This window comes from Pseudoalteromonas sp. Hal040, assembly GCF_037162425.1.
Lineage (GTDB): Bacteria > Pseudomonadota > Gammaproteobacteria > Enterobacterales > Alteromonadaceae > Pseudoalteromonas > Pseudoalteromonas gelatinilytica.
Genome location: NZ_JARLUU010000001.1, coordinates 2,920,317 through 2,943,360, shown reverse-complemented (window position 1 = coordinate 2,943,360; position 23,044 = coordinate 2,920,317). Strand labels below are relative to the sequence as shown.

The window sequence follows — 23,044 nt, the reverse complement described above, 5'->3', positions numbered from 1 at the left end:
TTCTAAAGTATTAAAAGTTATACTCATAAGATAACCTGTTTATAACTACTTTTCGAGTCAAAAACAGTGACCTACATCAAGGAGAAAAGCATGAATAAAGCGCAACCATTTAATATCGTTATTGCAGCGTGTGCATTGGCGGTTGGTTTGCTTGGATTAGGTTTTATTTTGAAAAGTGCAGCCCTTGATGTGAAAGGCATGGAGCGCACTGTTCATGTAAAAGGGTTAGCCGAAATGGAAGTGCCAGCCGACACCGTTATTTGGCCACTGCAGTTTTCTGATGCCGATAACAACCTTGAAAAATTAGTGGAGCGGGTTGAAGAGAAAAGTGATGCAGTCGTCGCCTTTTTAAAGCTGCATGGCTTTAGTGACGAAGAAATCAGTCTTGGCAGTCAGTCAATTATTGATAAACAAGCCCGTGAATATGGCGGCGAGAATCAGCAGTTTCGTTATATTGCTCGCAGCAATGTGATTGTTTATTCAAATGATATTGAAAAAGTACAGCATGCGTTAGGCGAAGTAAGCCAATTAGCCAAGCAAGGTATCGCGATAGTGCAAGATAACTACGAAACGCGTATTCAGTATTTATTTAATGGCTTAAATGAAATCAAGCCAAATATGATTCAAGAGGCAACCGAAAAAGCCCGTGAAGTAGCAATGAAATTTGCTAAAGATTCACAGTCGAAGCTGGGTAAAATTAAAACCGCCCACCAAGGCCAGTTTTCAATTTCTGATAGAGACTCAAATACACCTCAGCTGAAAAAAGTACGTGTTGTTACCAGTGTCGAATATTATTTATCTGACTAAACCCAATACCACAGGTAAAGGCAGCCGCATGCGTGTACACACAATCACCATGCGGCATAGCGCACCAAGCATAAAGCCACCACTAAACGCAACAGCCACGCCCATTAAGCCAAACTGATCTTTTAAAATTATAGCCATCAATACGGTGACACTGGTTGCGCCTAGTAATACGTACAAGTTGATGAGTGGGTTGCCTTTTAATTTGATCATACTACTAGCTAAAATTCTCGCTGGTAGTAACAATTGCCCGAGTAACAGCAGCATTAAAATCCAAAACCCTTCTTGTAATTGGCTTTCGCCATAGAGGCTGAGTAGTGGTTTTGCGAGCAAGGCGAGTAGCAAGATAGCGGCAAAGTTAAAGCGCCACACTACTTTCATTAACTCGCTCAGTTGCTGTTCGGTATTTTCGTTAGCCATTAAAATGGGTTTTAAATATTGGTTGGCCGCATTGCCTAAAATCGTCAGTAAGCCGGCGATCACTACCGCAGGAAAGAAGATACTCACGCCTTGTGCACCAAACCAGTGATGCACCAATAATACATCGAGTTTTGCTACTAATACGGTGCCTGCGCCACTGGCGAGCATGATCAAGGAGTCTTTACACCATTGCTTAGTTTGGTAGCGGGCAGTCCCTGCGACGATCATTTTTTTGATTAGCCAATATTGATAGCTGACTACACACAAGATACTACAAAACAACAAGATACAAATCTCGACTAACGATAAGTCCCCACGTATCAAATAAACTAAGAAACAAAACCCTGCGGTTAATAATTCAAAGATACATTGCTGTGTTATTAGGCCTATTTTAGGTTTATTTAACGCTACTAAAAAAGCTGATTGGCTTTGCATAATAGCGCCAACCGGCACCAGTAACAGTAAATAAACTACATGCTCTTTGGCACTTTGATGCGGTGAAATAGCCTGAAAGCTAATCACCACCGCGACGACAAAAATCACCCCGAATAAACACGATGCAGCTAAATATACGTGTTTTAATCCCCGCAATAACTCATGTTGCTGAGCCTTGTAGAGCGGATAGCTAATACGCATTAAAGACGATGCAAAGCCCATACTCGCGGGTAATAACAGAATTTCACAAAGTGCGAGTAACGCCGCAAAAGTACCAAATTCATCACTACTTAATAATCTTGCAAGGCACAAGGTGAGCACAATACGGCTACCATGATTAAGAGCGGTAAAACTACTGAGCGATAAAAACGCTTTAACAACATCCTTATTCATCGGGTTATTGATTAAGCGCGTTTAATAACTGCGCCGTTGGCACTTGCAAATAGGCCGCGCAAAGCAGCACTTTGCTGTCGGCACTCGTTGGTTGATTGGCACCATAGAATTGCTTAAGGCTATTTACCAAGGCGCTGACTGCACTAGGGCTGTGGCTTTGGTCGACTTCCATCATGGCTAATAACGCAGAGAACTCATGTTTGGCTAACATTTGAGTCGTGCTGTTTAGTGCTACAAAGCAACCAATTGGAGAGAGCAGCTGTTTATTTAATGTTTTTAACGCAACGCCTAAGCTTTCGTTGCTTTCAAATAACATTAACGAACGCAAGTAATTAAAGGGAAGTTTATCTGCTTGGCACTGCGTAAATAAATGATGTAGTAGGGTATTGCCCAGATTGTCTGTTACACAAAAAGCATTTTGAAACTTAAGCCCAGGCGTGAAAAAGCTTAGCTTATCGATATCATCAATCAAGGCAACCGCTTCACTTGGCAGCGGGCTGGCTTCGAGTAAATGCGCTGCCACATTTTGTAAAAACAAGTATTTAACTTCACTACTGCACGCTAATTGATAGATGTGTTGTAATTGTGCCGCTTGCAAAACCCCGGAAACACTTTGGTAATCGGCAATGAGTTCTTTTAATTGGTGATGCTGAAGTCGGCTGTTCAATTGCTCTATAGCGCTTTGCATGAAAATACTCGTTTTTTATTATTTATACATTTATAGCTCAACTACTTGTTTAAATAAATAAAAAAGGCCGCTGAGCGGCCTTTTTCAAGTCTTTATTGTTTAAGCTGCTTGTTTCTTAGCAACCCATTGGTCAACAAATTCCTCAAGTACGTTTAATGGTACAGCACCATTTTTAAGTACGACGTCGTGGAATTCACGAATATCGAATTTATCACCTAGTTTTGCTTTAGCCGCTTCACGAAGCTCTAAAATTTTCAACATACCTACTTTGTATGCCGTTGCTTGTGAAGGCATTACAATGTGACGCTCAACCATTTTAACGCCATCAGAGGTTGCGTTAGGTGTGTTATTTACGTAGTAGTCGATACCCTGTTGACGCGTCCACTTCATAGCGTGGATACCGGTATCTACAACTAAGCGACATGCACGCCATAATTCCATTGAAAGACGACCAAAATCTGAATAAGGGTCTTCGTATAAGCCCATTTCTTTTGGTACTAGCTCAGAGTATAAACCCCAGCCTTCAACATACGCTGTGTAGCCACCAAACTTACGGAACTTAGGCACACCTTCAAGTTCTTGCGCGATAGCAATTTGCATGTGGTGACCCGGAATACCTTCGTGGTATGCAAGTGCTTCCATTTGGTATGTTGGCATTGCTTCCATATCGTATAGGTTTGCGTAATAAATACCTGGGCGAGAACCATCTGGTGCAGGTTGTTGGTAGAACGCTTTACCTGCTGCTTTTTCGCGGAATGCTTCTACAGCTTTAACTTTAAGGTCAGCTTTTGGCTTAACAATGAATAACTCATCTAGGCGAGATTTCATGTTATCGATAAGGGCCGTAGCTTCATCAAGGTAACGTTGTTTACCTTCAGCGGTATTCGGGTAGTAGAACTGCTTATCAGTTTTCATGAATTGCATGAATGCTTTAAGGTCACCTTTAAAGCCAACTTTGTCTTTGATTGCACGCATTTCGTCGTGAATACGCGCAACTTCAGCTAACCCGATAGAGTGAATTTCTTTCGCTGTTAAATCAGTTGTTGTGGTACGTGCTAGCGCATTGTTATAGAACGCTTCACCGTCAGGGAATTTCCAAGCACCGTCACGGTCATCTGCGCGTTTTTCTAACTGAGCTAAAAAGTTAATTAGCTTAGTGTAAGAAGGTTTAAGAGCCGCTTTTAGGGCTTTTTCAGCATCGCTGATAAGTGCTGATTTTTCGCTATCTGCAATCTCTAGAGCGTTAACTTTACGTTTAAAGTCAGCAAGTAATGTTGAATCTTCACCATCATTAAACGGTGCGCCTCGTAAGATGTTTTTGCTTGAATCAATCACGTGTGGGAATACAAACTTAGGCGCGATGATACCTTCATCTGCACGTACTTCTAAATCAGTGATTAATTGATCAATGACCGCTGGTACACCATTTAAACGCGAGATATACGCTTTTGCATCAGATACATCAGCAATCTGATGTTGGTTGATTAAAAACGCAGGGATCATCGAGTGAACACCAAACATTTGGTTCACAGGGTAGTTGTAATGACGCCATTTGAAATCAGCAATTTCGTTTTCTAAGTCTTGCTTTTTAAGGTCGTAGCTTACTTTTGTTGCGTCATCTAATAAATCACGATTAATTGCATTCAACGCAACTAAGTCCGCTTTAGTTTGTTCAAAGTCAGCTAAAACGCGCTCTTCGCTACCATCATCCCATTTATCGTAATCTTTTTTGATACCCATGTATGTTTGGTAGACAGGGCTTTTCATTACGTCACGGTTAAAAGTATCTTCGAAGAAAGCATTTGCTTTATCGATTTCACTTTGAACAGGTTGGCTTTGTACGCTTGGCGCTGGCGTTGGTTGCTCTTGCATTTGTTGGCAGCCACCAAGTAATGCAACGCTTACCGCCGCAGCCGATGAAGGTCAATTTACGCATTTTAGTTCCTTTGTTGTTGTTAGAAATATAATTATTAAACGAATAATTCTAGCAGGTCATTCAAAAAACGATGGCCTTTTTGGCTGACTTGCCAGTTATCTTTATCATCAATTAGTAAGCCTTTTGTAATTGCTTCGGTCAAGGCTTGTTCCTGACTTTGCAGTGACAAACTTGTAAGCAAAGGTAAATCTGCTTTCGGACAAGGTTCGACTAAGCGAAAGCGATTCATAAAGAATTCAAAGGCTAAATCGTCTTCGGTTACTTGCCATTGTTCGTATAAATAAGGTTTGGCAAGGTCCATATAGCCCCGCGGGTGCTTAACTTTCACGGTGCGGGTGATGACTTTATTTTCATCAGTAATTTTACCATGAGCACCACAGCCGATACCGAGATAATCGCCAAATCGCCAATAATTCAAGTTATGACGGCATTGGTAGCCGGGCTTGGCGTAGCCTGAGATCTCGTATTGCTCATAACCTGCTGCGGCTAGTAAGGCTTGACCTTGTTCTTGAATATCCCAAAGGATGTCATCATGAGGTAAGGTCGGTGGCTTTGAAGCAAATTGCGTATTTGGCTCAATCGTTAGCTGATACCAAGAGATATGGGGAGGATTAAGGGCAATGATTTTTTCAAGGTCACCCAAGGCATCTTCAAGAGATTGTCCGGGTAAGCCATGCATTAAATCAAGGTTAAAACTGTTTAGCCCCGCTTGATGCGCTTGCTTAGCAGCGTAGCTTGCTTCATCAGCACCATGAATGCGGCCAAGGGCTTTTAGCTTGTCGTTTTGCATGCTTTGCACACCAATCGAAATACGATTAATGCCAGCGGCTACATATTCTTTAAAGCGACCGGTTTCGACGGTGCCTGGGTTTGCCTCTAAGGTAATTTCACAGTCATCGCTTAAGCCAATTAATTTGTCGACTTCGCCAAGTAGGCGAGTATAAGCGTCACCGGTTAATAAGCTCGGGGTACCGCCACCAATAAAGATGCTGTGGATTTTACGCCCTTGTACTAGGTGTAAATCGGCCTTGAGATCATCAATAAGATGCTGAACGTATTCTTTTTCGGGGATCGTGCCTTTTTGGCCATGGCTATTAAAGTCACAGTATGGGCACTTTTGCACGCACCAAGGCACGTGCACATATAAACTTAAAGGCGGTAAACTCACAGGCCGCCTTTTTGCTGCAATTGCGCAAGTAGTTGTTTTAAAGCTTGGCCGCGATGGCTAAGGGCATTTTTTTGCTCTTTAGTTAACTGAGCGCTAGTACATTGCTCAGACGGCACATAAAACACCGGATCATAACCAAAACCACCCTGACCATCTTGGCTATGGGTGATTTCGCCTTCCCAACTGGCACTACAAATAAGCGGTGTTGGGTCGTCGGCGTGGCGCATTAATACTAACACACACCAAAAGCGTGCACTGCGAACAGGATTATCAGCAAGCTCTTTTAATAACTTATCGATATTATCTTGATCGCTAGCACCCGCTCCGGCAAAGCGTGCAGAGTACACTCCCGGTGCACCATTCAGGCCGTCGACTTCAAGGCCTGAGTCATCGGCTATCGCAGGTAAACCTGTGATCTTTGCTGCATGGCGCGCTTTAATAATCGCGTTTTCAACAAATGTGGTGCCTGTTTCTGGCACATCTGGCACTTGAAAATCGCTTTGTGGAACCACGTTAATATTAAGAGGGCTAAGCATACTTGCCAGCTCTTTTACTTTGCCAGGATTACCCGTGGCTAAAACCAAGGTGTTGTTCATAGGTCTATTAATCTACGTAAAATTTTTGCTGAAATTTCAGCGTCTGTACTTGGCCATTTTGATTAATTTCGATATCAAAACGGTAAATTTCTTCGTTGCTGTAATCGATTTGTGCAAGGTAATAAATTGCATCACCTTCAACAACTTCTTTAAATGTAAGCTGTTTTTTATTGCCAAGCAGATTACGAGCTGTGCCTGTTAAGCTAGCTGTTTGTGCTGATTTGTCGCTATTTTTTAATACCGAAATATTGATAATCCCTTTGTTAGGGCTACGGTCTAAGTCGTAGTTTTTGGCGATATTTGGCTGAATGAAGGTCGATGGAAATGCAATGTAGTGAACTTCCCAAGGACCAAGTACCTTGTACTGAGCGCCTGCTTGTTCATCTGCTTTGGCATAGCTTGTAAATAAACTTAATAAAATCAAAGAAAAATAAATAAATTGCTTCATGGTATATCTCACTTAACAAAAGAGGCCTTTCGGCCCCTTACTGCTTCACGTTAAACGCTTAGCCAATAAAATCCATTAATAGAATTTGTAAAAACTGTAGACCAATAATCAACACTAAGATTGATAAGTCCAGACCACCGAGTGGCGGAATAACCTTACGAATTGGGCGTAACATTGGCTCAGTTAGCTGGTGGAATACAGCTTCAATTGGGTTGTAGCCTTGACTTACCCAACTAAGTAAAGCACGAATAATTAATACCCAAAATAATAAGTTTAAACCTTCTTTGATCACTGTCATAAATGCTTGAATGAATACTGGACCCGGCGCCCAAGCATTATAAAACATCAGAAAAATAACACTGAGTTTTGCTACAGCAACTAAATAAGCAAGCACTAATGAAGCAATATCAAAGCCACCCACTCCAGGGATGATTTTACGTAGAGGGTTCACTGCGAACGAAGTGGCTTTCACCACAAACTGGCTCATAGGATTGTAAAAGTCAGCTTTTGCCGCTTGTAACCAAAAGCGTAAAAGGACCACCATTAAAAAGAGATCAAAAATAATCCCAACTAAAAAGTGCATGGCTTGCATAGTTTTACCTTCAAAAAGTAAGCTTAAAGTTCTTTTTCCATCGCTTCAGCGCGAGCGATACAGGCATCCATTGCATCTGCAACAGTACCGACTAAACCTTGTGATTTCAGATGTTCTACCGCTTCGTGAGTTGTACCCCCTTTAGAGGTTACGTTTGCACGTAGCTGAGAAATACTGATGTCTTGTTGCGACAGCGCCATTTCGGCTGCACCCAGTGCGGTTTGTTGTACTAAACGGCGTGCATCTTCATCGCTAAAACCAAGTGCTTTGGCTTTTTCTTCAATAGCTTCCATAAATAAGAAGAAGTAAGCAGGTGATGAGCCTGTTACAGCAATGATATCGTTGATTTGTGACTCTTGCTCAACCCACACAACAATGCCTGTACACTCAAAAACTTGTTGCACAAACTCGTGTTCTTCAGCGGTTTCACCCGCGCCATAAAGGCCAGAAACACCGCGCCCAAGTAATGAAGGGGTATTTGGCATGCAACGTACCATTTTTACATCTTGGCCTAGCATTTCACGTAATCGTTTAACGGTAAGACCGGCAGCCACTGAAATAAATAGTTTGTTGCTAAAATCAACGCCAGAATCTTGGAATGATTGACAAAGCTCGCCCATCATTTGTGGTTTAACAGATAAGACAATCACATCTGCATCGCGAAGTGCCGCGTTGTTATCCGCGGTAGTTTGCACCCCGAAATCAGCAGCAACCTTAGCTAATTTGTCTTGGTTGCGATTGGTTGCAATGATGTTTTTAGCTGCAAAACCGTTCTTTACCATGCCGCCAATGATGGCGTAGCTCATGTTACCCGTGCCTATAAATGCGATTTTTTTGTCTGACATATGTCTGTTATCACCTTTTAATTTCGTTGGCCAAATATATCCGTGCCAATGCGTACCATGGTTGAACCTGCTGCAATCGCCGCTTCAACATCGTTACTCATACCCATCGACAAGGTGTCTACTTGGGGATATTGGGCCTTTAGTTTATCAAAGCAAGCGCTTAATTGCTCAAAATATTGTAATTGTAGCTGGGCATCTTCGGTTTTGGCAGGAATCGCCATCACACCACGCAGGCACAAATTAGGGCATTGATTGACGAATTCGGCCAATGCCATTAGCTCGTCTGGGTGGCAGCCTGACTTCGCCTCTTCTAAACTAATATTAACTTGAATTAATACATTGAGCGGGGCTTTGTCGGCTGGTCGTTGCTCATTAAGACGTTTTGCAATTTTAGTGCGGTCAACACTTTGTACCCAATCGAAATGTGTGGCTACTTGTGCACTTTTATTTGATTGAATAGGGCCAATAAAGTGCCAAATAATGTCTGTGTAATCAGCCAATGCTGTGACCTTTGTGACTGCTTCTTGAACGTATGATTCGCCAAACTGGCGTTGACCATGCGTATAGGCGGCAATCACATCGTCTGCAGGTTTTGTTTTTGAAACAGCCAATAGGCTGATTGATTGCTCATCGCGATGATTATTTTTTGCAGCTTGAGCAATTCTTGCGTAGGCGGATGTAAGTCGTTCTGCTATTGTAACCATATAATTATCAGTTGGTTGTGGAGTCATAAATGGATATTACCGAATTATTGGCCTTTAGTGTGCAACACAAAGCCTCGGATTTACACTTGTCATCGGGCGTATCACCTATGATACGTGTTGATGGTGATGTGCGTCGTATTAATATTCCAGCATTAGAACAAAAAGATGTAAATAGTCTGGTATACGATATTATGAACGATAATCAGCGTAAGGACTACGAACAAAATCTTGAAGTGGATTTTTCATTTGAAGTACCAAACCTTGCGCGTTTTCGTGTTAACGCATTTAACTCAAACCGTGGCCCGGCTGCGGTGTTTCGTACTATCCCAAGCGATGTATTAACACTGGATGATTTAGGTGCCCCAGATATTTTTAAAACCATTGCCGACAACCCACGTGGTTTAGTGTTGGTTACAGGCCCTACGGGGTCGGGTAAATCAACGACCTTAGCGGCGATGGTTGATTATATTAATCAAACTAAACATCACCATATTTTAACTATCGAAGATCCAATCGAATTCGTACACGATAATAAGCTGAGCCTTATTAACCAACGTGAAGTTCATCGTGACACGCATAGTTTCTCCAATGCACTTCGAAGCGCACTTCGTGAAGACCCGGATGTTATCTTAGTCGGTGAGCTTCGAGACCTTGAAACAATCCGTCTTGCGATGACCGCAGCAGAAACAGGTCACTTAGTGTTTGGCACATTGCATACTACCTCGGCACCAAAAACCATTGACCGTATCATTGACGTATTCCCAGGTGAAGAAAAAGACATGGTACGTTCAATGTTGTCAGAATCATTACGCGCTGTAATCTCGCAAACCTTACTTAAAAAAGTGGGCGGTGGCCGAGTTGCAGCACACGAAATTATGATTGGTGTGCCGGCTATCCGAAATCTGATCCGTGAAGATAAAATTGCACAAATGTATTCATCAATTCAAACCGGTGCATCGCATGGTATGCAAACCATGGATCAATGTTTAGCAAGCTTAGTTAACTACGGTATTATTACAACTAATGATGCGCGTGCTAAAGCGCAAGATAAAACCCAGTTTGGTGGTTAACGGAGCTATTTAAAATGTCTTTACCTTTAAATCATTTTTTACAAGTTATGATCGATAAAAAAGCGTCTGACTTGTTTGTTTCTAGCCAACTGCCAGTCAGTGCAAAAATCAACGGTGAGCTAGTACACCTTACCGACGAAAGACTGTCGGATGATGCTTCCCTTGCGTTAGTTGAGTCGGCTATGAATGATAAGCAACGCAAAGAGTTTCATGACACTAAAGAGTGTAACTTTGCAATTGCAACTGATGAAGGCCGTTTCCGTGTTTCAGCTTTTTGGCAACGTGATAGAGCCGGTATGGTTATCCGCCGTATCGTGACGCAAATTCCTGATGTAAATGAGTTAGGTTTGCCATCAACATTAACCGATGTGATCATGGCAAAACGTGGTTTAGTGCTATTTGTAGGTGGTACAGGTACTGGTAAATCAACATCATTAGCAGCGCTTTTGGGCTATCGTAACCGCAATCAACGTGGTCATATTCTTACTATTGAAGATCCTATTGAATTTGTTCACGAACATCGTAAAAGTATCATCACTCAACGCGAGGTTGGTTTAGATACAGAAAGCTTTGAATCAGCCCTGAAAAGCTCGTTACGTCAAGCACCTGATGTGATCTTAATTGGTGAGATCCGTTCACAAGAAACCATGGAATACGCACTTAGCTTTGCTGAAACAGGTCACTTGTGTGTGGCAACACTGCATGCAAATAATGCCAATCAAGCTATTGACCGTATCATGCACTTAGTACCTAAAGAAAAGCACGACAAGTTAAAGTACGACCTTGCACTTAACCTTCGTGCCATTGTTGCTCAGCAGTTAGTGCCAACTGCCGATGGGGAAGGGCGTGTCGCTGCTATCGAAATTCTACTAAATTCACCGATGGTGGCAGAGCTCATCAAACGTGGCGATATTGGCTCTATCAAAGAAACCATGGCTAAATCGAAAGAAATGGGCATGCAGACCTTTGACCAAGCGTTATTTGAGCTTTATAAACAGCGTCGTATTAACTACGCTGATGCGCTGCACCATGCTGACTCGCCAAATGACTTACGTCTCATGATTAAGCTGCAAAACAATGAACAAAGTGGTGCAGGCTTCTTACAAGGCGTGACTATCGATGGCCTTGATGGTAAGAGTGATATATAAATGCTGCTGGGAGTAAATTTAATCGGCTGGTTATTTTTATTATTGAGTACGTTTCATGTATACGGTAATGACAATAAAAGTGTGGTTATTTTTATTCGCGATGATGTTTATGACGATTACAGTCGCTTTTTGAATGGTCGTAAGCCCATTGAAGTTAAAGACTTCAGTGGTGCTTACATTCGCCGCGATGTCGTTGATATGATCATCGCTCAACAAGCGTTAAGTTTAGGTGGTTTTACAAAGCCATTTCTCTATCACAAAGGGAATGTTAATTACCGTAATACCAAGCTGCTAGAAGATGGCCAACTACTATTAAGCTTCGATAGTGTTTGGTCTGTTGATGCAAAGCAGCTTACTGAGTCAGTGTATATCTCAGATCCTGTCATTAGAAATGGTGAGTATTTTGCGGGCATATTTACTTCGCCGAACAACAAAAAAGTGCTTAAAGTAAAACAGCTTGCTGACTTTAAACAATTAACTGCGGTATCAACGCCACGCTGGCAAACTGATTGGCAAACGTTATCGGCTCTGCCACTAAAAGAGCTGCTCAGAGAAGATGAGTGGCTTGGGCAAGTCCGCACTGTATCGATGCAGTGGGTTGATTTTATGATGATGCCCCTGATGCCGAGTCTCAATAACCGTTATAGCTTAGAAAACATTGAACTGGTTGCAGTGCCAAACCTTGTACTCCAGCTCAATGATAGCCGTCATTTTATTATTTCGAAGAGTCACCCCGATGGCAAAGTGGCTTTTGCTGCAATTCAAAAGGGGCTTTCGCAACTACGTAAAACAGGCGCAATTGAAAAAGCCTACCGAGAGGCAGGCTTTATTCCAAATTTAAACAGCTATACTGTGATTAACAAAGCCCGTTAGTCACCATAAAACTGCTCAAAGAAACTTTCTAAAATGATTACCGCAGACATGTTATCAACGTTACCTTTGCCAAGGTTTCGATAACCGCCTTGTTCGAATAAACGTGCTTTGGCATCAGCAGTCGTCAAGCGTTCATCTTGTGTTTCAACCGGAATACCAAAGTGATTGTGTAAGCGATTAGCGAATTTTTTGGCTTTGAAAGTCACTTCTTGATTGGTGCCATCCATATTGAGCGGTAAACCAACCACCATTAAATCGGGTTGCCACTCGTCCACCTGTTTTTTAATTAGTTGCCAATCAGGAATACCATCTTTCGCTTTCACTGCGTGTAAGCTTGAAGCCGTTCCTGTGAGTTCTTGACCAATGGCAATACCAATGCTTTTGGTGCCAAAATCAAAGCCCATAACGGTGCGTTCACCGAGCGGCTTAAAAGTACGTTTTGTCATAGTCTTAAAAATTTATTAAGTTAGGCGTGGCCGGCTTCAGAGCTTAATTGGCTAACATCAAAGCCCAGCATAGAGACCGCTTTTTCCCAGCGTTTTTCAACGGGAGTGTTAAAGATGATCTCAGGGTCTGCTTTAATAATTAACCACGAATTCTCTAACAGTTCTTGCTCTAATTGACCTTGATCCCAACCTGCATAGCCCAGTGTGATAATAAACTGATCTGGGGCCTCATTAGTGGTTAGGCTTGCTAACACATCTTTTGAGGTCGTGATCATGATGTCACTGCTGAGTTTTTGGCTTGACGCATAACCTGGCTTAGGCGAATGCAATACAAACCCACGATCGGTTTTTACAGGTCCGCCTGCATACACAGCAAAGCCCGCGGCTTGCTTGCTTTTGTCGTTATCAATTTCGATTTTATCGAGTAGCTCGCCCACAGTGATGTTGATAGGCTGGTTGATCACCAAGCCCATCGCACCATCTTGATTGTGCTCACAAATATAAGTGACTGCACGTTTAAAAAAGGGTCTTGCATGCTCGGCATTGCGATTAAGAAATGATTCTCTAATGACTGCATAGGTCGCCCCTTTTGCTGTTTAAATTAAGTATGGCTCAGTTTTCTTTCAATGGCATCAAATAAGTGGCCAGTGATTGAAATGTCGTATGCCGCTTCAATTTCTTTTACGCAGGTTGGTGCAGTCACATTGATTTCAGTTAAGCGGTCGCCAATGATATCTAGGCCAACAAAAATAAGGCCTTTTTCTTTAAGGGTTGGTGCAACAGCCTCTGCAATTTTACGGTCTGAATCGCTAATTGGGCGTGCTTCACCACGACCACCTGCTGCTAAGTTACCGCGTGTTTCGCCATTTTGTGGGATACGCGCTAGGCAATACGGCATTACTTCACCATCAACCACAAGTACGCGTTTATCGCCTTGTTTGATTTCAGGAATATAATTTTGTGCCATCGCAAAGCGGCTACCATGCTCGGTTAATGTTTCGCAGATCACACCGATATTTGAGTCGTCTTCTTTAATGCGGAAAATTGATGCTCCACCCATACCATCAAGCGGCTTTAAGATAATATCTTTATGCTCAGCTAAAAATGCACGAATGTCTGCTTGGCTACGCGTGACCAAAGTATCGGGTGTATGTTCACTAAACCAAGCAGTGAATAGTTTTTCGTTCGCATCACGTAAGCTCTGTGGTTTATTGATAACCAGTGTGCCAGCTTGTTCAGCTCGCTCTAAAATGTAGGTTGCGTAGATATACTCAGTATCAAAAGGCGGATCTTTACGCATTAAAATGACGTCCAAATCAGCTAAAGCAATGGTGGCTTTTTCTTCTAATTCATACCAGTGATTTACATCATCAAATACACGGGCTTTGGCAGCTGTTGCATAGCTTTGACCTTGACGCAGAGACAGGTCATCCATTTCCATGTAGTAAATTTCGTAGCCGCGTTTTTGTGCTTCCATCATCATTGCAAAACCAGTGTCTTTTTTAATATTAAAGCCACTAATTGGATCAGAGATTATGCCTAACTTAATTGCCATGTTTTTGCCTTAGAGTCGTATGCCATACTGTGTTTTGTTACTTTGATATATGGGTGTTTTTACGGTTTTCAATTCGCTAAATCGCCAAACTGCAATTGCAATGCACTCAATACTGTTAGAGCGGCTGTTTCTGTTCGCAGAACACGTGGCCCTAAGCGAATATCAACAAAGTGTTGCTGTTTAGCAATGTCAATTTCTTCATCGGTAAAGCCACCTTCAGGACCGACTAAAAAGCGCACGCCTTCGCTGGGTACTTGAATCGTTTTAATGCTGTGCTCAGCACGTGGATGCAGAGTAAGTTTAATCGCATCACTTGCTTGCTCTAGCCACTCTTTTATATCGATAGGCGGGTGCACAACAGGCACAAAGTTACGGCCTGATTGCTCTGCAGCTGCAATCGCAATTTTTTGCCATTGTTGGTGTTTTTTCTGTAATCGTTCGCCGCTTAGTTTGACGCCACAGCGTTGACTAAAAATAGGCGTGATTTCAGTGATACCAAGCTCGACTGACTTTTGAATTGTAAAATCCATTTTATCGCCGCGAGAAATACCTTGCCCTAAGTGAATTTTTAACGGTGATTCCACATCATGATCAATAAACTCTTGTGGCTCAACCAGCACATTTTTTTTGCTTACTTCAATAATTTCACTGAGGTATTCACCTCCTTCACCATTAAAAATGGAAACTTTATCACCGACTTGCATACGCAATACACGGCCAACATGACCTGCGGCATCATCATCAAGTGCTATCGGGGTGTTTAAAGAAATCGCTGAAGGTTGGTAAATATGAGGAACTCGCATGGCTGTCACTTATCAATAATTTTAGCAATATGGTAAGTATACAGCGGCTTAGGTGCAATTATTTATTTGTTATTTAAATTCGTCTTTGGCAGTTAAAGCATGAGCGGTGGTTTCAGCAATCTCAGATTGACACGAAAGGTGATTAATATGAGCAGGATCAGGGCAGGGAATAAAACTAAAGCTATGCCCATCTTGTTGCACTAAGTAACGTATTTTGTGTAGCGAATTATAAATAAACTTTTGTGCATCATTCGCCAGTTGATAGTCGGTCTGATTGATCAGCACACCTTGAATATCATGATGTTCGTGTAGATAACTGGCGAGCTCTGAAACGCTAATTTCGTTACTAAAATCGCAATAGCAATAATCTTTAACGAGTTGATCGAACATGAGTTTAACCATGTGGCGGCTATTAGCGCCAGCCACAACTAGAGTCGAATTTTCGGCATTTGCAAAGTAGTGCTGAGCAAATGCGCGGCTAAACTCATCATCTATATCAACTAATAAATAATTATTAACTTTAAAGGGCATAATGCCTCACGATTCAAATACTTCCGTATCAAATTGAAAACATACTTATTAGTAAATAGCCTATTGCACCGAAAACGGCAAACTCAATACAAGCTATACCAATGTTATCTTGGTGATCTACTTCTAAGGATGTGTCTATATTAGGTAGCGAGATATATTTAATAATGTAGCTCAAAACATACAACAATACCCACATCGCCCCGCAATGAGATACGAGAGTGAATAAATTTTCTACCATCTTACCACTAATAAATGATGCACTGGCAAGACCAGCATAACCCGCAAGTGCTAAGCCAATAGACTTACCTGCATAGCGAATCCCAATAGAAGTATTTTCGAGATTAAAATTACTTTGCAGTGATGCGCCTTGGTTGGCTTTTGCAAAACGATACTCACGAATTTTACTATCAAGAGCAAACATTCCTTGCAGTACAAAGAAGCTCACTGTGGCGATAAGTAAGCTACTGTAGCCTTGGGTATGACACCAGTTATAAAGACCTAAAGATATTATGCAGTTCGCGATTAACATACCTGAATCGACCAAAGCGGCACACACATTTTGCTTGAGTATGGCTGCTTCTTCGTTAAAGCGATGCAAAATCCATTTACGGTGAATTAAGTGACCGACCTTGATAAAGGTAAACAAAAGTACAATGAGTAAAAGAACTTTGAGTGGATTAGACTGTGCGGCGCTTAAGCTGATTTCATCAAAAATATAGGCGATGGTGGTAATGACCACCAGGATCTCGCTGGCAAAGCTGATCCCCATGGCAAAATTATCATGTTGCGCAAGCTCTTCTTTAAGCGCTTGTTTTGCTTTAATTTGCGTTAGAATACGTAGCAGCACTATGGTGACGCAAATTACAGCGAAACTAATAGCAATCGCGACTAAACTAGTGTTAGATAATGATAAATATGACATGCAGGTCCCTGCTAAATAATTCTTTGATAATCATTCTAGTACGGTTATTGGCAAGTTAAAAGAGAGTATTTAATGAGTAATTTACACGCGCTTCCCGAGTCCCTTTATCAATTAGGGCAAACCCGCTTTGCGAGCTTGTATGAGGGGCAAGCTGAACAACATAAAATTATTAACTTGTTGTCTTTAAGTGACTTTGCGTGGAATTGCTTACAATCTCAACCTGACTTAAAAGACTGGCTACTTGATGACAATGAACTTGCTAACCGGACTGTTGAACTGCCTCTAAACAGTACTGAGATTAACGAGCTGGACGACAGTGCCGCAATGGCAAAGTTGCGCTTATATCGAGAAAAGTATTGGTTGAAAGTGGCTTACCTTGACCTGTGTTGTGCAAACCCAATTGCCGATAGCATTACTTATATCTCGGCCCTTGCAAGCCAGCTCATTGATAGTGCAAACCAGTGGGCGTTTGCGCAGGTCGCAAAAGTCAGTGGTATGCCACTTGATAATGAAGGCAATGCAATTCCCATGTTAGTGCTAGGGATGGGCAAACTTGGTGGGGGAGAGCTCAATTACTCATCAGACATTGATTTAATTTTTTCTTATCCTCGCGATGTTGCAACGCAAGGCGGTCGTCGCTCAGTAGAAGCCCAAGTGTTTTATACCAAAGTGGCGCAAAAGCTCATAATGGCGCTTAACCAAACCACAGTGAATGGCCAAGTTTTTCGCGTTGATATGCGTTTGCGCCCGTTTGGTGAAAGCGGACCTTTGGTAATGAGTTTTCATGCAATGGAAGATTATTACCAAGAGCAAGGGCGTGAATGGGAACGTTATGCGATGCTCAAAGGGCGCTTAATTGGCACTGAAAACCTTTACTGGAAGGAGTTTTATGAATTGCTACGCCCGTTTGTTTACCGACGTTATATTGATTTTTCGGTGATTGAATCGGCGCGTAAGATGAAGCAAATGATCGCCCAAGAGGTACGCCGAAAACGCCTCACAAACAATATTAAATTAGGTGCAGGTGGCATTCGAGAAGTAGAGTTTGTGGTGCAAGCGCTACAAATGGTTCGAGGTGGCCGTGAAGCTAACTTGCAAACTCAGTCACTGCTAATTGCTTTAAAAGAGCTGGTTAATAATCAAGTGATGTCGAGTAAAGAGGCCGATGTATTAACACAGAACTATTTAGACCTTCGTAAAATAGAGCAATACTTACAAATTTTTGCAGATAAACAAACGCAAACGCTACCTGATGACGAATTAAACCAACAACGCTTATGTTATTTGCTCAACAAAGATGACTTTAAACAGTGTTTAACGAGTATTGAGCAGACCATGGCGCAAGTGCATGGTGAATTCGAGCAAGTGATTGGCTTTGAAAGTGAAACGGCGGATCCGTGTGAGAGTGAGTACATTAGCGCTTGGGAAATGACTGATGTTAGCTTGATGTGTGAACCTAACCTTGATTGGCAAGCTGCGCTTGAAGACTTTAAAGCGCGTCTAACAAAAGCGAAAATTGGCAGCCGCGGTCGTGATATCCTCGATAAATTAATGCCACTTTTACTTAAACAGTTAACCGTGACGAAAGCGAGCAGTGATGCCTTTACGATGATTTGCCAAGTGTTAAATAAAATCATCTCACGTACCGCCTACCTAGAGCTGTTATATGAAAATCCTGGGGCCTTAAATCAGCTAGTTGCACTTTGTTGTCATAGTAAATGGATTGGCGAGCATATCTCTCGTTATCCAATTTTACTTGATGAGCTGATCGATCCGCAGGTGCTCTATAAACCGACACCTTTATCCGCTTACAAAGATGAAATCAGGCAGTATTTCTTGCGTATCGAACATGGCGATTTAGAGCTGCAAATGGAAGCACTTCGTCAGTTTAAACAAACGCATCAGTTACGCATTGCCGCAGCCGATGCAACAGGTGTGTTGAGTGTGATGAAGGTAAGCGATCACCTCACTGCACTTGCTGAGGCTATTGTAGAGCAAGCGGTCAATATTGCATGGCATGCGTGTGTTGAGCGCTTTGGCCAACCTGCCAATACGACAGAGCAAGAAAAGGGCTTTGCGGTTATTGCTTACGGGAAAACGGGTGGCTTTGAAGTAGGTTATGATTCAGACTTAGATCTGGTATTTGTGCATAACCACGATGGCAGCAGTTATACCGATGGTGATAAGTCGATTGATTCTAGGCAGTTTTATTTAAAACTTGCGCAGCGTTTAATGCACTTATTCAATACCCGCACTGCGTCAGGTATTTTGTATGAACTTGATACTCGCTTGCGTCCTGAAGGGGCGTCGGGCTTATTGGCTATTAATTTAGAAAGTTACTACCACTATCAGCAAACTCAAGCATGGACCTGGGAGCATCAAGCCTTGGTTCGCTCACGCATGATTTACGGACAAGACTCGTTGAGTGAGCGCTTTGCTCAAATTCGCAAAGACGTTTTATGCCAACCTCGCGATAACGAAAAATTGAAAACCGATGTCGTTGAAATGCGAGAAAAAATGCGTGCACACCTTGCTAAAGGTGATGATGAGCTGTTTGATTTAAAACAAGATAGAGGTGGTATCACAGATATTGAATTTATCACTCAATATTTGGTGTTGAACAATGCAGTGCAGTACCCTGAGCTAACGACATGGTCTGATAATGTGCGCATTTTAGCTGATGCTGCCCGTTTAGGCTGTATTACTGTGCAAATGCAGCAAGAGTTAGTGGCTGCGTATATTGCCTATCGTTCACGTTATCACGTAATGAGTTTGAATCAGCAGGGACGTTGTGCGCCACGTGCTGAGTTAACTCAGCACATCGACTTAGTAAGTCAGGCGTGGCAACAGGTGTTTTAGAGATTCGCTAGCTTTTTAAGCGACGGCAGTTTTCGCGCACATAAGCAGAGGGCAGCTCAGTGATAACCGCTGCTCTTTGCTTAAAGCAAAAATAGGTGTAAACCTCATTTTCGAAATCATCGTTGATGGCGCGGCCAACCTGGTAAAGTGTTGAAACAAAGTTACTATCAACGCGAAAATGGTCTTTTACTACATAGTCTTTGCTTAAATACCAGTACAACACGATGTCTTCGTGACGGGCATAGTCAGACAGTACATCTTTTAAAGTATTGCCATTTTCAAAGCGGCGAGGTTGGATGTCACCAGTCCAGTTGGGTGATGAAGGCTCTACGACTTTTTCGCGTTCAAAAAGCGCGACATCTAAGCTTGTTTCTGGCGTAGGCAATTTTAGAACGTATTTATCACGCTCATTATTTTTGTCATTCACTTGGTTACGTAGCGCTGCATAAAAGCGTGATAAACCTTGTGCTGCAGCATTTTTGGTATCTTTCATGTCCATTACAGGACCACTACCAAATAAAAAGTAAATAGCAGCAGCAATTAAAATAACAGCTAATGATAAATGCTTAACCCAAAACCACATTTCTAATACTCTTGTTGTTAATTAGCTTAATAAAACCATACAAACAGTAAAATGTCACTCTACTTGTAATAAGAAGGTGCGTTCTTGTCAGGGCGAGTTTTAAAGCGGCGGTGAAGCCACATATATTGCTCAGGTGCTAAATCGATGGCTTGTTCCATGCGTTGATTTACTCGGGTAACGTCAGCAAGGTCATCGCCACTTGGGAAGTTTTCAAGAGCAGGTAACACTTCTAAGTGGTAGCGGCCCTTTTCATCACGACGACTTGTTAGGCTTACCGTTTCACAGTTACGGCTACTTGAAAATAACAGCGTTCCCGTTGTTGTGGCTGCTTCTTTTACTGCATAAAAAGGGGCAAACTCACAGCGGTTACGGCCGTAATCTTGATCTGGCAGATAATAACAAACCTTTTTATTTTTAAGTGCTTGCAATAAGCCTTTGACATCTTTTTTGCCAATTAAATATTCGTTTGAACGAAGGCGGCCGTTAGTCGTGAAATATTCCATCAAAGGGTTGTTATGAGGACGGTAAAAGCCAATGCCTTGGTGTTTTACGCCCATAATGCGGCTCGCCATTTCTAAGTGTAAAAAGTGTGGCACAAGTAACAGCACGCCTTTACCTGATTGCTGAGCTTTTTCAAAGTGCTCCAAGCCTTTAACTGAACCAAATACTTTATTGATACGCCAATTTGGCCACCACCAAGCCATGCCAGTTTCCATCATTGCAATACCGGTATTTTCCATGTTTTTGCGGACTAATTCGCGTTGTTCATGTTCAGGCATATCAGGAAAACATAAGCGAATGTTGACCTCTGCAATATGACGGCGGCGCTTCATAAAGCGATGTACTAAACGGCCCAGCAGTTTTCCAAGTGCAAGTTGTAATTTATGTGGTAACCAAGAGATAAGGTATAAAAAGAACACGCCAATCCAAGTTAACCAGTAACGAGGACCTAAAAAAGACGCTTTAAAAGGAGATGAACTAACCACAAAAAAATCTCTAAAAATAAAAAAGCTAGTTTAACTGTATGTCTTTAAAAATACAAAAAAGCCAGCACGAGGCTGGCTTTACAATAAGGACTTTATAGAAGAAATGCTTAGATTTCTTTTAAACCTTGGTTAATTGCAACAAGGTCTTCGCTAGTTAGTGTACCAGCAGCTTGTTTCAAGCGAAGTGTTGAAACAACATAGCGGTAACGAACGTTTGCTAAATTACTTTTTGCATTGTAAAGGTTTTGCGTGCTGATCAGTACGTCTACGATAGTACGTGTACCCACTTCAAAGCCTGCTTCAGTTGCTTTAAGCGCACTTTCAGCAGAAACAACAGCTTGTTGTAGCGCTTTATAAGTAGCAATGTCAGACACTACTTGGTTGTACGATGTGATAACCGAGCGAGTTACTGCACGTAAGCTTGCTTCTAAATCTTCACTTGCAGCAACATAGTATGCGCGTGCTTGGTCAGTCGCTGCTGTAGTCGCGCCACCTGAGTAGATAGGTAGGCTGAAGTTTACACCAATACTCGCACTGTCTTCACGAGGCTGATGTGAGTTGCTGTTTAGATCCGTTAGGCTGTCACCGTATGAAGCGCTTAACGTTAACTTCGGATAGTGGCCAGCTTTTGCTAAGTCGATTTGATCTTTAGCAATATCAACCGTTACTTTTGACACTTGCAGGTTTAAGTTGTTGTCTTTTGCAATTTCAATGTAGTCAGTTGATTGTTTGTTAGGTGCAACAGTTGAAAACGTATCTGTATTCAACATGTCTAGTTTTGCGTGGTATTTGCCTGTGATTTCACGAAGTTGCTCACGGGCTGTTTCAACGCTGTTTTTAGCAACGATTTCTTGTGCTACTGAGTTATCGTACTGCGCCTGCGCTTCATGTACGTCAGTGATTGCAGTTAAACCTACCGCATAACGCTCTTTAGTTTGTTGTAATTGACGCTCGATAGCGCGTTTTTCAGCTTGAACAAACTCAAGGTTATCGATTGCACTTAAAACGTTGAAGTAACCATCTGCAACACGAACGATTAAGTCTTGGCGAGCATAATCATATTGTGCATTTGCTTGTAATGCTTGTTTATCTGCAATACCCAGTGAATTCCATGCACCTAAATCAAACAGTGTTTGATTTAGGCTAATACCACGGCTGAATTCATCAGGGTCATAGTCATAACCGGTATAACCCGTTGCATCAGTACCGTCATAAAGATCTGATTTGGTTGATTGGTAACCAAGGCTTAAGCCAATTTGTGGTAATAGTGCACTTAACGCGCGATCGCTCTCAAAGGCTTGCGCATCTGCTTGGGCTTTTGCTTTAAGTACGGTAGGATCGTTTGCTGTCGCAATCTCGTAAACTTGTAGTAAGTCTTCAGCGTAACTTGCTGTTGCAGTCAGTGCGCTTGAAAAACCAATCAGCGCGACGAGTAGTGTTTTTTTCATTGTTCGTTCAGTCCTTAGACAATTTTGTACTGTGACCATGGTACTCTTTTTTAATGAATAACCAAAAAAAATTACGTAAATCTGCATGTCCAAGTGTAACAGAATATAATTGGCCGTAACATTTACTTAAAACGTGAAGGAAATAGTGAATGAAAATATCAGCAATCTCACAATTTAGCCATGATGACATAGAGTTAAAGCCAATTGAGCGTGTTTATGATGGTTTCTTTAAAATTAACACCTATCGCTTTCATCATGCGTTGTTTGCAGGTGGTAAATCGGTTGAAGTTAAACGCGAAATTTTAGAGCGCGGCCATGCTGTTGCTGTACTTCCTTATGACCCGGCGACAGACCACGTTTTGTTAATCGAACAAATTAGAATCGGAGCACTCGCATCTAAGCAGTCGCCTTGGTTACTTGAGTGTATTGCTGGTATGGCAGATGGCAGTACTGATTATGAAGAGGTTGCTAAGCGTGAAGCATTCGAAGAAGCGGGTATTGAGCTTAACGAGCTGGAATTTATGATGTCGTATCTTTCAAGCCCCGGCGGTACAACTGAGCGTTTGTATTTATATTTAGCGCGCACTGACCTAGCAGGGTATCAAGGCGGTATTTTTGGCCTTGATAATGAAGATGAAGATATCAAAACCCATGTAATGTCATACGATGAAGCTATGCTGCGCCTAGAACAGGGTGAAATAGACAATGCAGCGACAGTTATCTCATTACAGTGGTTAGCACTGAATAAGCAACGTATACTGTCTGATTGGAAAAACTCATAGGGGATTATT

At 42.0% G+C, this 23,044-nt stretch carries 22 protein-coding genes and 2 pseudogenes; 6 read left to right on the top strand and 18 right to left on the bottom strand.

What is annotated here, in order from left to right; translation table 11 throughout:
* Window positions 1–90: 90 nt before the first annotated feature.
* Window positions 91–807 carry an SIMPL domain-containing protein gene (locus P4S60_RS13655; protein WP_337116300.1) on the top strand — a complete coding sequence of 239 codons (717 nt, stop codon included), beginning with the start codon at window positions 91–93 and terminating at the stop codon, window positions 805–807.
* Here P4S60_RS13655 and P4S60_RS13650 read toward each other — a convergent pair.
* From P4S60_RS13650 to P4S60_RS13610, 9 genes and pseudogenes are all read right to left on the bottom strand, one after another.
* Window positions 796–2,052, bottom strand: coding sequence for a lipopolysaccharide biosynthesis protein (locus P4S60_RS13650; protein WP_337116299.1), 1,257 nt, complete (start codon window positions 2,050–2,052; stop codon window positions 796–798). The two genes, P4S60_RS13655 and P4S60_RS13650, sit on opposite strands and share 12 nt — an antisense overlap.
* Before the next feature lie 4 nt (window positions 2,053–2,056).
* Complete coding sequence (locus tag P4S60_RS13645; RefSeq protein WP_337116298.1) at window positions 2,057–2,740, bottom strand: hypothetical protein; 684 nt, start codon at window positions 2,738–2,740, stop codon at window positions 2,057–2,059.
* 99 nt (window positions 2,741–2,839) lie between these two features.
* A pseudogene (locus tag P4S60_RS13640) lies at window positions 2,840–4,676 on the bottom strand (DUF885 domain-containing protein).
* A gap of 34 nt (window positions 4,677–4,710) precedes the next feature.
* Window positions 4,711–5,844 (bottom strand): radical SAM family heme chaperone HemW, encoded by a 1,134-nt coding sequence (hemW, locus tag P4S60_RS13635; protein ID WP_337116297.1) that lies wholly within the window; start codon window positions 5,842–5,844, stop codon window positions 4,711–4,713.
* On the bottom strand, window positions 5,841–6,440 hold the full coding sequence (locus P4S60_RS13630) for an XTP/dITP diphosphatase (RefSeq protein WP_054562745.1): 600 nt from the start codon (window positions 6,438–6,440) through the stop codon (window positions 5,841–5,843). Before P4S60_RS13630 ends, hemW begins: the two co-directional genes overlap by 4 nt.
* A gap of 7 nt (window positions 6,441–6,447) precedes the next feature.
* Complete coding sequence (locus P4S60_RS13625; protein ID WP_063702078.1) at window positions 6,448–6,888, bottom strand: DUF4426 domain-containing protein; 441 nt, start codon at window positions 6,886–6,888, stop codon at window positions 6,448–6,450.
* A gap of 58 nt (window positions 6,889–6,946) precedes the next feature.
* Window positions 6,947–7,480, bottom strand: a complete 534-nt coding sequence (locus P4S60_RS13620) for a YggT family protein (protein ID WP_063702082.1) — start codon at window positions 7,478–7,480, stop codon at window positions 6,947–6,949.
* A 23-nt stretch (window positions 7,481–7,503) separates the two neighbouring features.
* Window positions 7,504–8,325 (bottom strand): pyrroline-5-carboxylate reductase, encoded by an 822-nt coding sequence (gene proC, locus P4S60_RS13615; RefSeq protein WP_063702084.1) that lies wholly within the window; start codon window positions 8,323–8,325, stop codon window positions 7,504–7,506.
* A gap of 17 nt (window positions 8,326–8,342) precedes the next feature.
* On the bottom strand, window positions 8,343–9,056 hold the full coding sequence (locus P4S60_RS13610; RefSeq protein WP_337116295.1) for a YggS family pyridoxal phosphate-dependent enzyme: 714 nt from the start codon (window positions 9,054–9,056) through the stop codon (window positions 8,343–8,345).
* 2 nt (window positions 9,057–9,058) lie between these two features.
* Here P4S60_RS13610 and P4S60_RS13605 point away from each other — a divergent pair, with 2 nt between their 5' ends.
* The 3 genes from P4S60_RS13605 to P4S60_RS13595 are packed head-to-tail and all read left to right on the top strand — an operon-like array spanning window position 9,059 to window position 12,120.
* Window positions 9,059–10,099, top strand: coding sequence for a type IV pilus twitching motility protein PilT (locus P4S60_RS13605; RefSeq protein ID WP_337116294.1), 1,041 nt, complete (start codon window positions 9,059–9,061; stop codon window positions 10,097–10,099).
* Between the two features lie 14 nt (window positions 10,100–10,113).
* A complete protein-coding gene (locus tag P4S60_RS13600) occupies window positions 10,114–11,247 on the top strand; it encodes a PilT/PilU family type 4a pilus ATPase (RefSeq protein ID WP_119853986.1) in 1,134 nt (377 codons plus the stop codon).
* The gene (locus tag P4S60_RS13595; protein WP_337116293.1) at window positions 11,248–12,120 is read left to right on the top strand and encodes a hypothetical protein; all 873 of its coding nucleotides are present in this window, start codon (window positions 11,248–11,250) and stop codon (window positions 12,118–12,120) included.
* Here the strand turns inward: P4S60_RS13595 and ruvX are convergent.
* The 6 genes and pseudogenes from ruvX to P4S60_RS13565 form a co-directional block, all read right to left on the bottom strand.
* Window positions 12,117–12,566 carry a Holliday junction resolvase RuvX gene (gene ruvX / locus P4S60_RS13590; protein WP_063702093.1) on the bottom strand — a complete coding sequence of 150 codons (450 nt, stop codon included), beginning with the start codon at window positions 12,564–12,566 and terminating at the stop codon, window positions 12,117–12,119. The genes P4S60_RS13595 and ruvX overlap by 4 nt on opposite strands.
* A 20-nt stretch (window positions 12,567–12,586) precedes the next feature.
* Window positions 12,587–13,143: pseudogene (locus P4S60_RS13585) on the bottom strand (YqgE/AlgH family protein).
* 24 nt (window positions 13,144–13,167) lie between these two features.
* Window positions 13,168–14,121 carry a glutathione synthase gene (gene gshB, locus P4S60_RS13580; protein WP_337116292.1) on the bottom strand — a complete coding sequence of 318 codons (954 nt, stop codon included), beginning with the start codon at window positions 14,119–14,121 and terminating at the stop codon, window positions 13,168–13,170.
* 68 nt (window positions 14,122–14,189) lie between these two features.
* The gene (gene rsmE / locus P4S60_RS13575) at window positions 14,190–14,924 is read right to left on the bottom strand and encodes a 16S rRNA (uracil(1498)-N(3))-methyltransferase (protein ID WP_337116291.1); all 735 of its coding nucleotides are present in this window, start codon (window positions 14,922–14,924) and stop codon (window positions 14,190–14,192) included.
* 69 nt (window positions 14,925–14,993) lie between these two features.
* On the bottom strand, window positions 14,994–15,455 hold the full coding sequence (locus P4S60_RS13570; RefSeq protein WP_105174532.1) for a hypothetical protein: 462 nt from the start codon (window positions 15,453–15,455) through the stop codon (window positions 14,994–14,996).
* Between the two features lie 28 nt (window positions 15,456–15,483).
* Complete coding sequence (locus tag P4S60_RS13565) at window positions 15,484–16,377, bottom strand: DUF350 domain-containing protein (protein WP_063702105.1); 894 nt, start codon at window positions 16,375–16,377, stop codon at window positions 15,484–15,486.
* A 72-nt stretch (window positions 16,378–16,449) separates the two neighbouring features.
* Between P4S60_RS13565 and glnE the strand changes: the two genes are divergently transcribed.
* A complete protein-coding gene (gene glnE, locus P4S60_RS13560) occupies window positions 16,450–19,236 on the top strand; it encodes a bifunctional [glutamate--ammonia ligase]-adenylyl-L-tyrosine phosphorylase/[glutamate--ammonia-ligase] adenylyltransferase (protein WP_337116290.1) in 2,787 nt (928 codons plus the stop codon).
* Window positions 19,237–19,243: 7 nt separating this feature from the next.
* Here the strand turns inward: glnE and P4S60_RS13555 are convergent, their stop codons facing one another.
* From P4S60_RS13555 to tolC, 3 genes are all read right to left on the bottom strand, one after another.
* Entirely contained in the window at window positions 19,244–19,819 is a 576-nt protein-coding gene (locus tag P4S60_RS13555; protein ID WP_337116289.1) for a TcpQ domain-containing protein, read from the bottom strand.
* A 59-nt stretch (window positions 19,820–19,878) separates the two neighbouring features.
* Window positions 19,879–20,805, bottom strand: a complete 927-nt coding sequence (lpxL, locus tag P4S60_RS13550; protein WP_188728306.1) for an LpxL/LpxP family Kdo(2)-lipid IV(A) lauroyl/palmitoleoyl acyltransferase — start codon at window positions 20,803–20,805, stop codon at window positions 19,879–19,881.
* Window positions 20,806–20,912: 107 nt separating this feature from the next.
* On the bottom strand, window positions 20,913–22,253 hold the full coding sequence (gene tolC / locus P4S60_RS13545) for an outer membrane channel protein TolC (protein ID WP_337116288.1): 1,341 nt from the start codon (window positions 22,251–22,253) through the stop codon (window positions 20,913–20,915).
* A 149-nt stretch (window positions 22,254–22,402) separates the two neighbouring features.
* Between tolC and P4S60_RS13540 the strand changes: the two genes are divergently transcribed.
* Window positions 22,403–23,035, top strand: coding sequence for an NUDIX domain-containing protein (locus tag P4S60_RS13540; protein ID WP_337116287.1), 633 nt, complete (start codon window positions 22,403–22,405; stop codon window positions 23,033–23,035).
* Window positions 23,036–23,044: the final 9 nt, after the last annotated feature.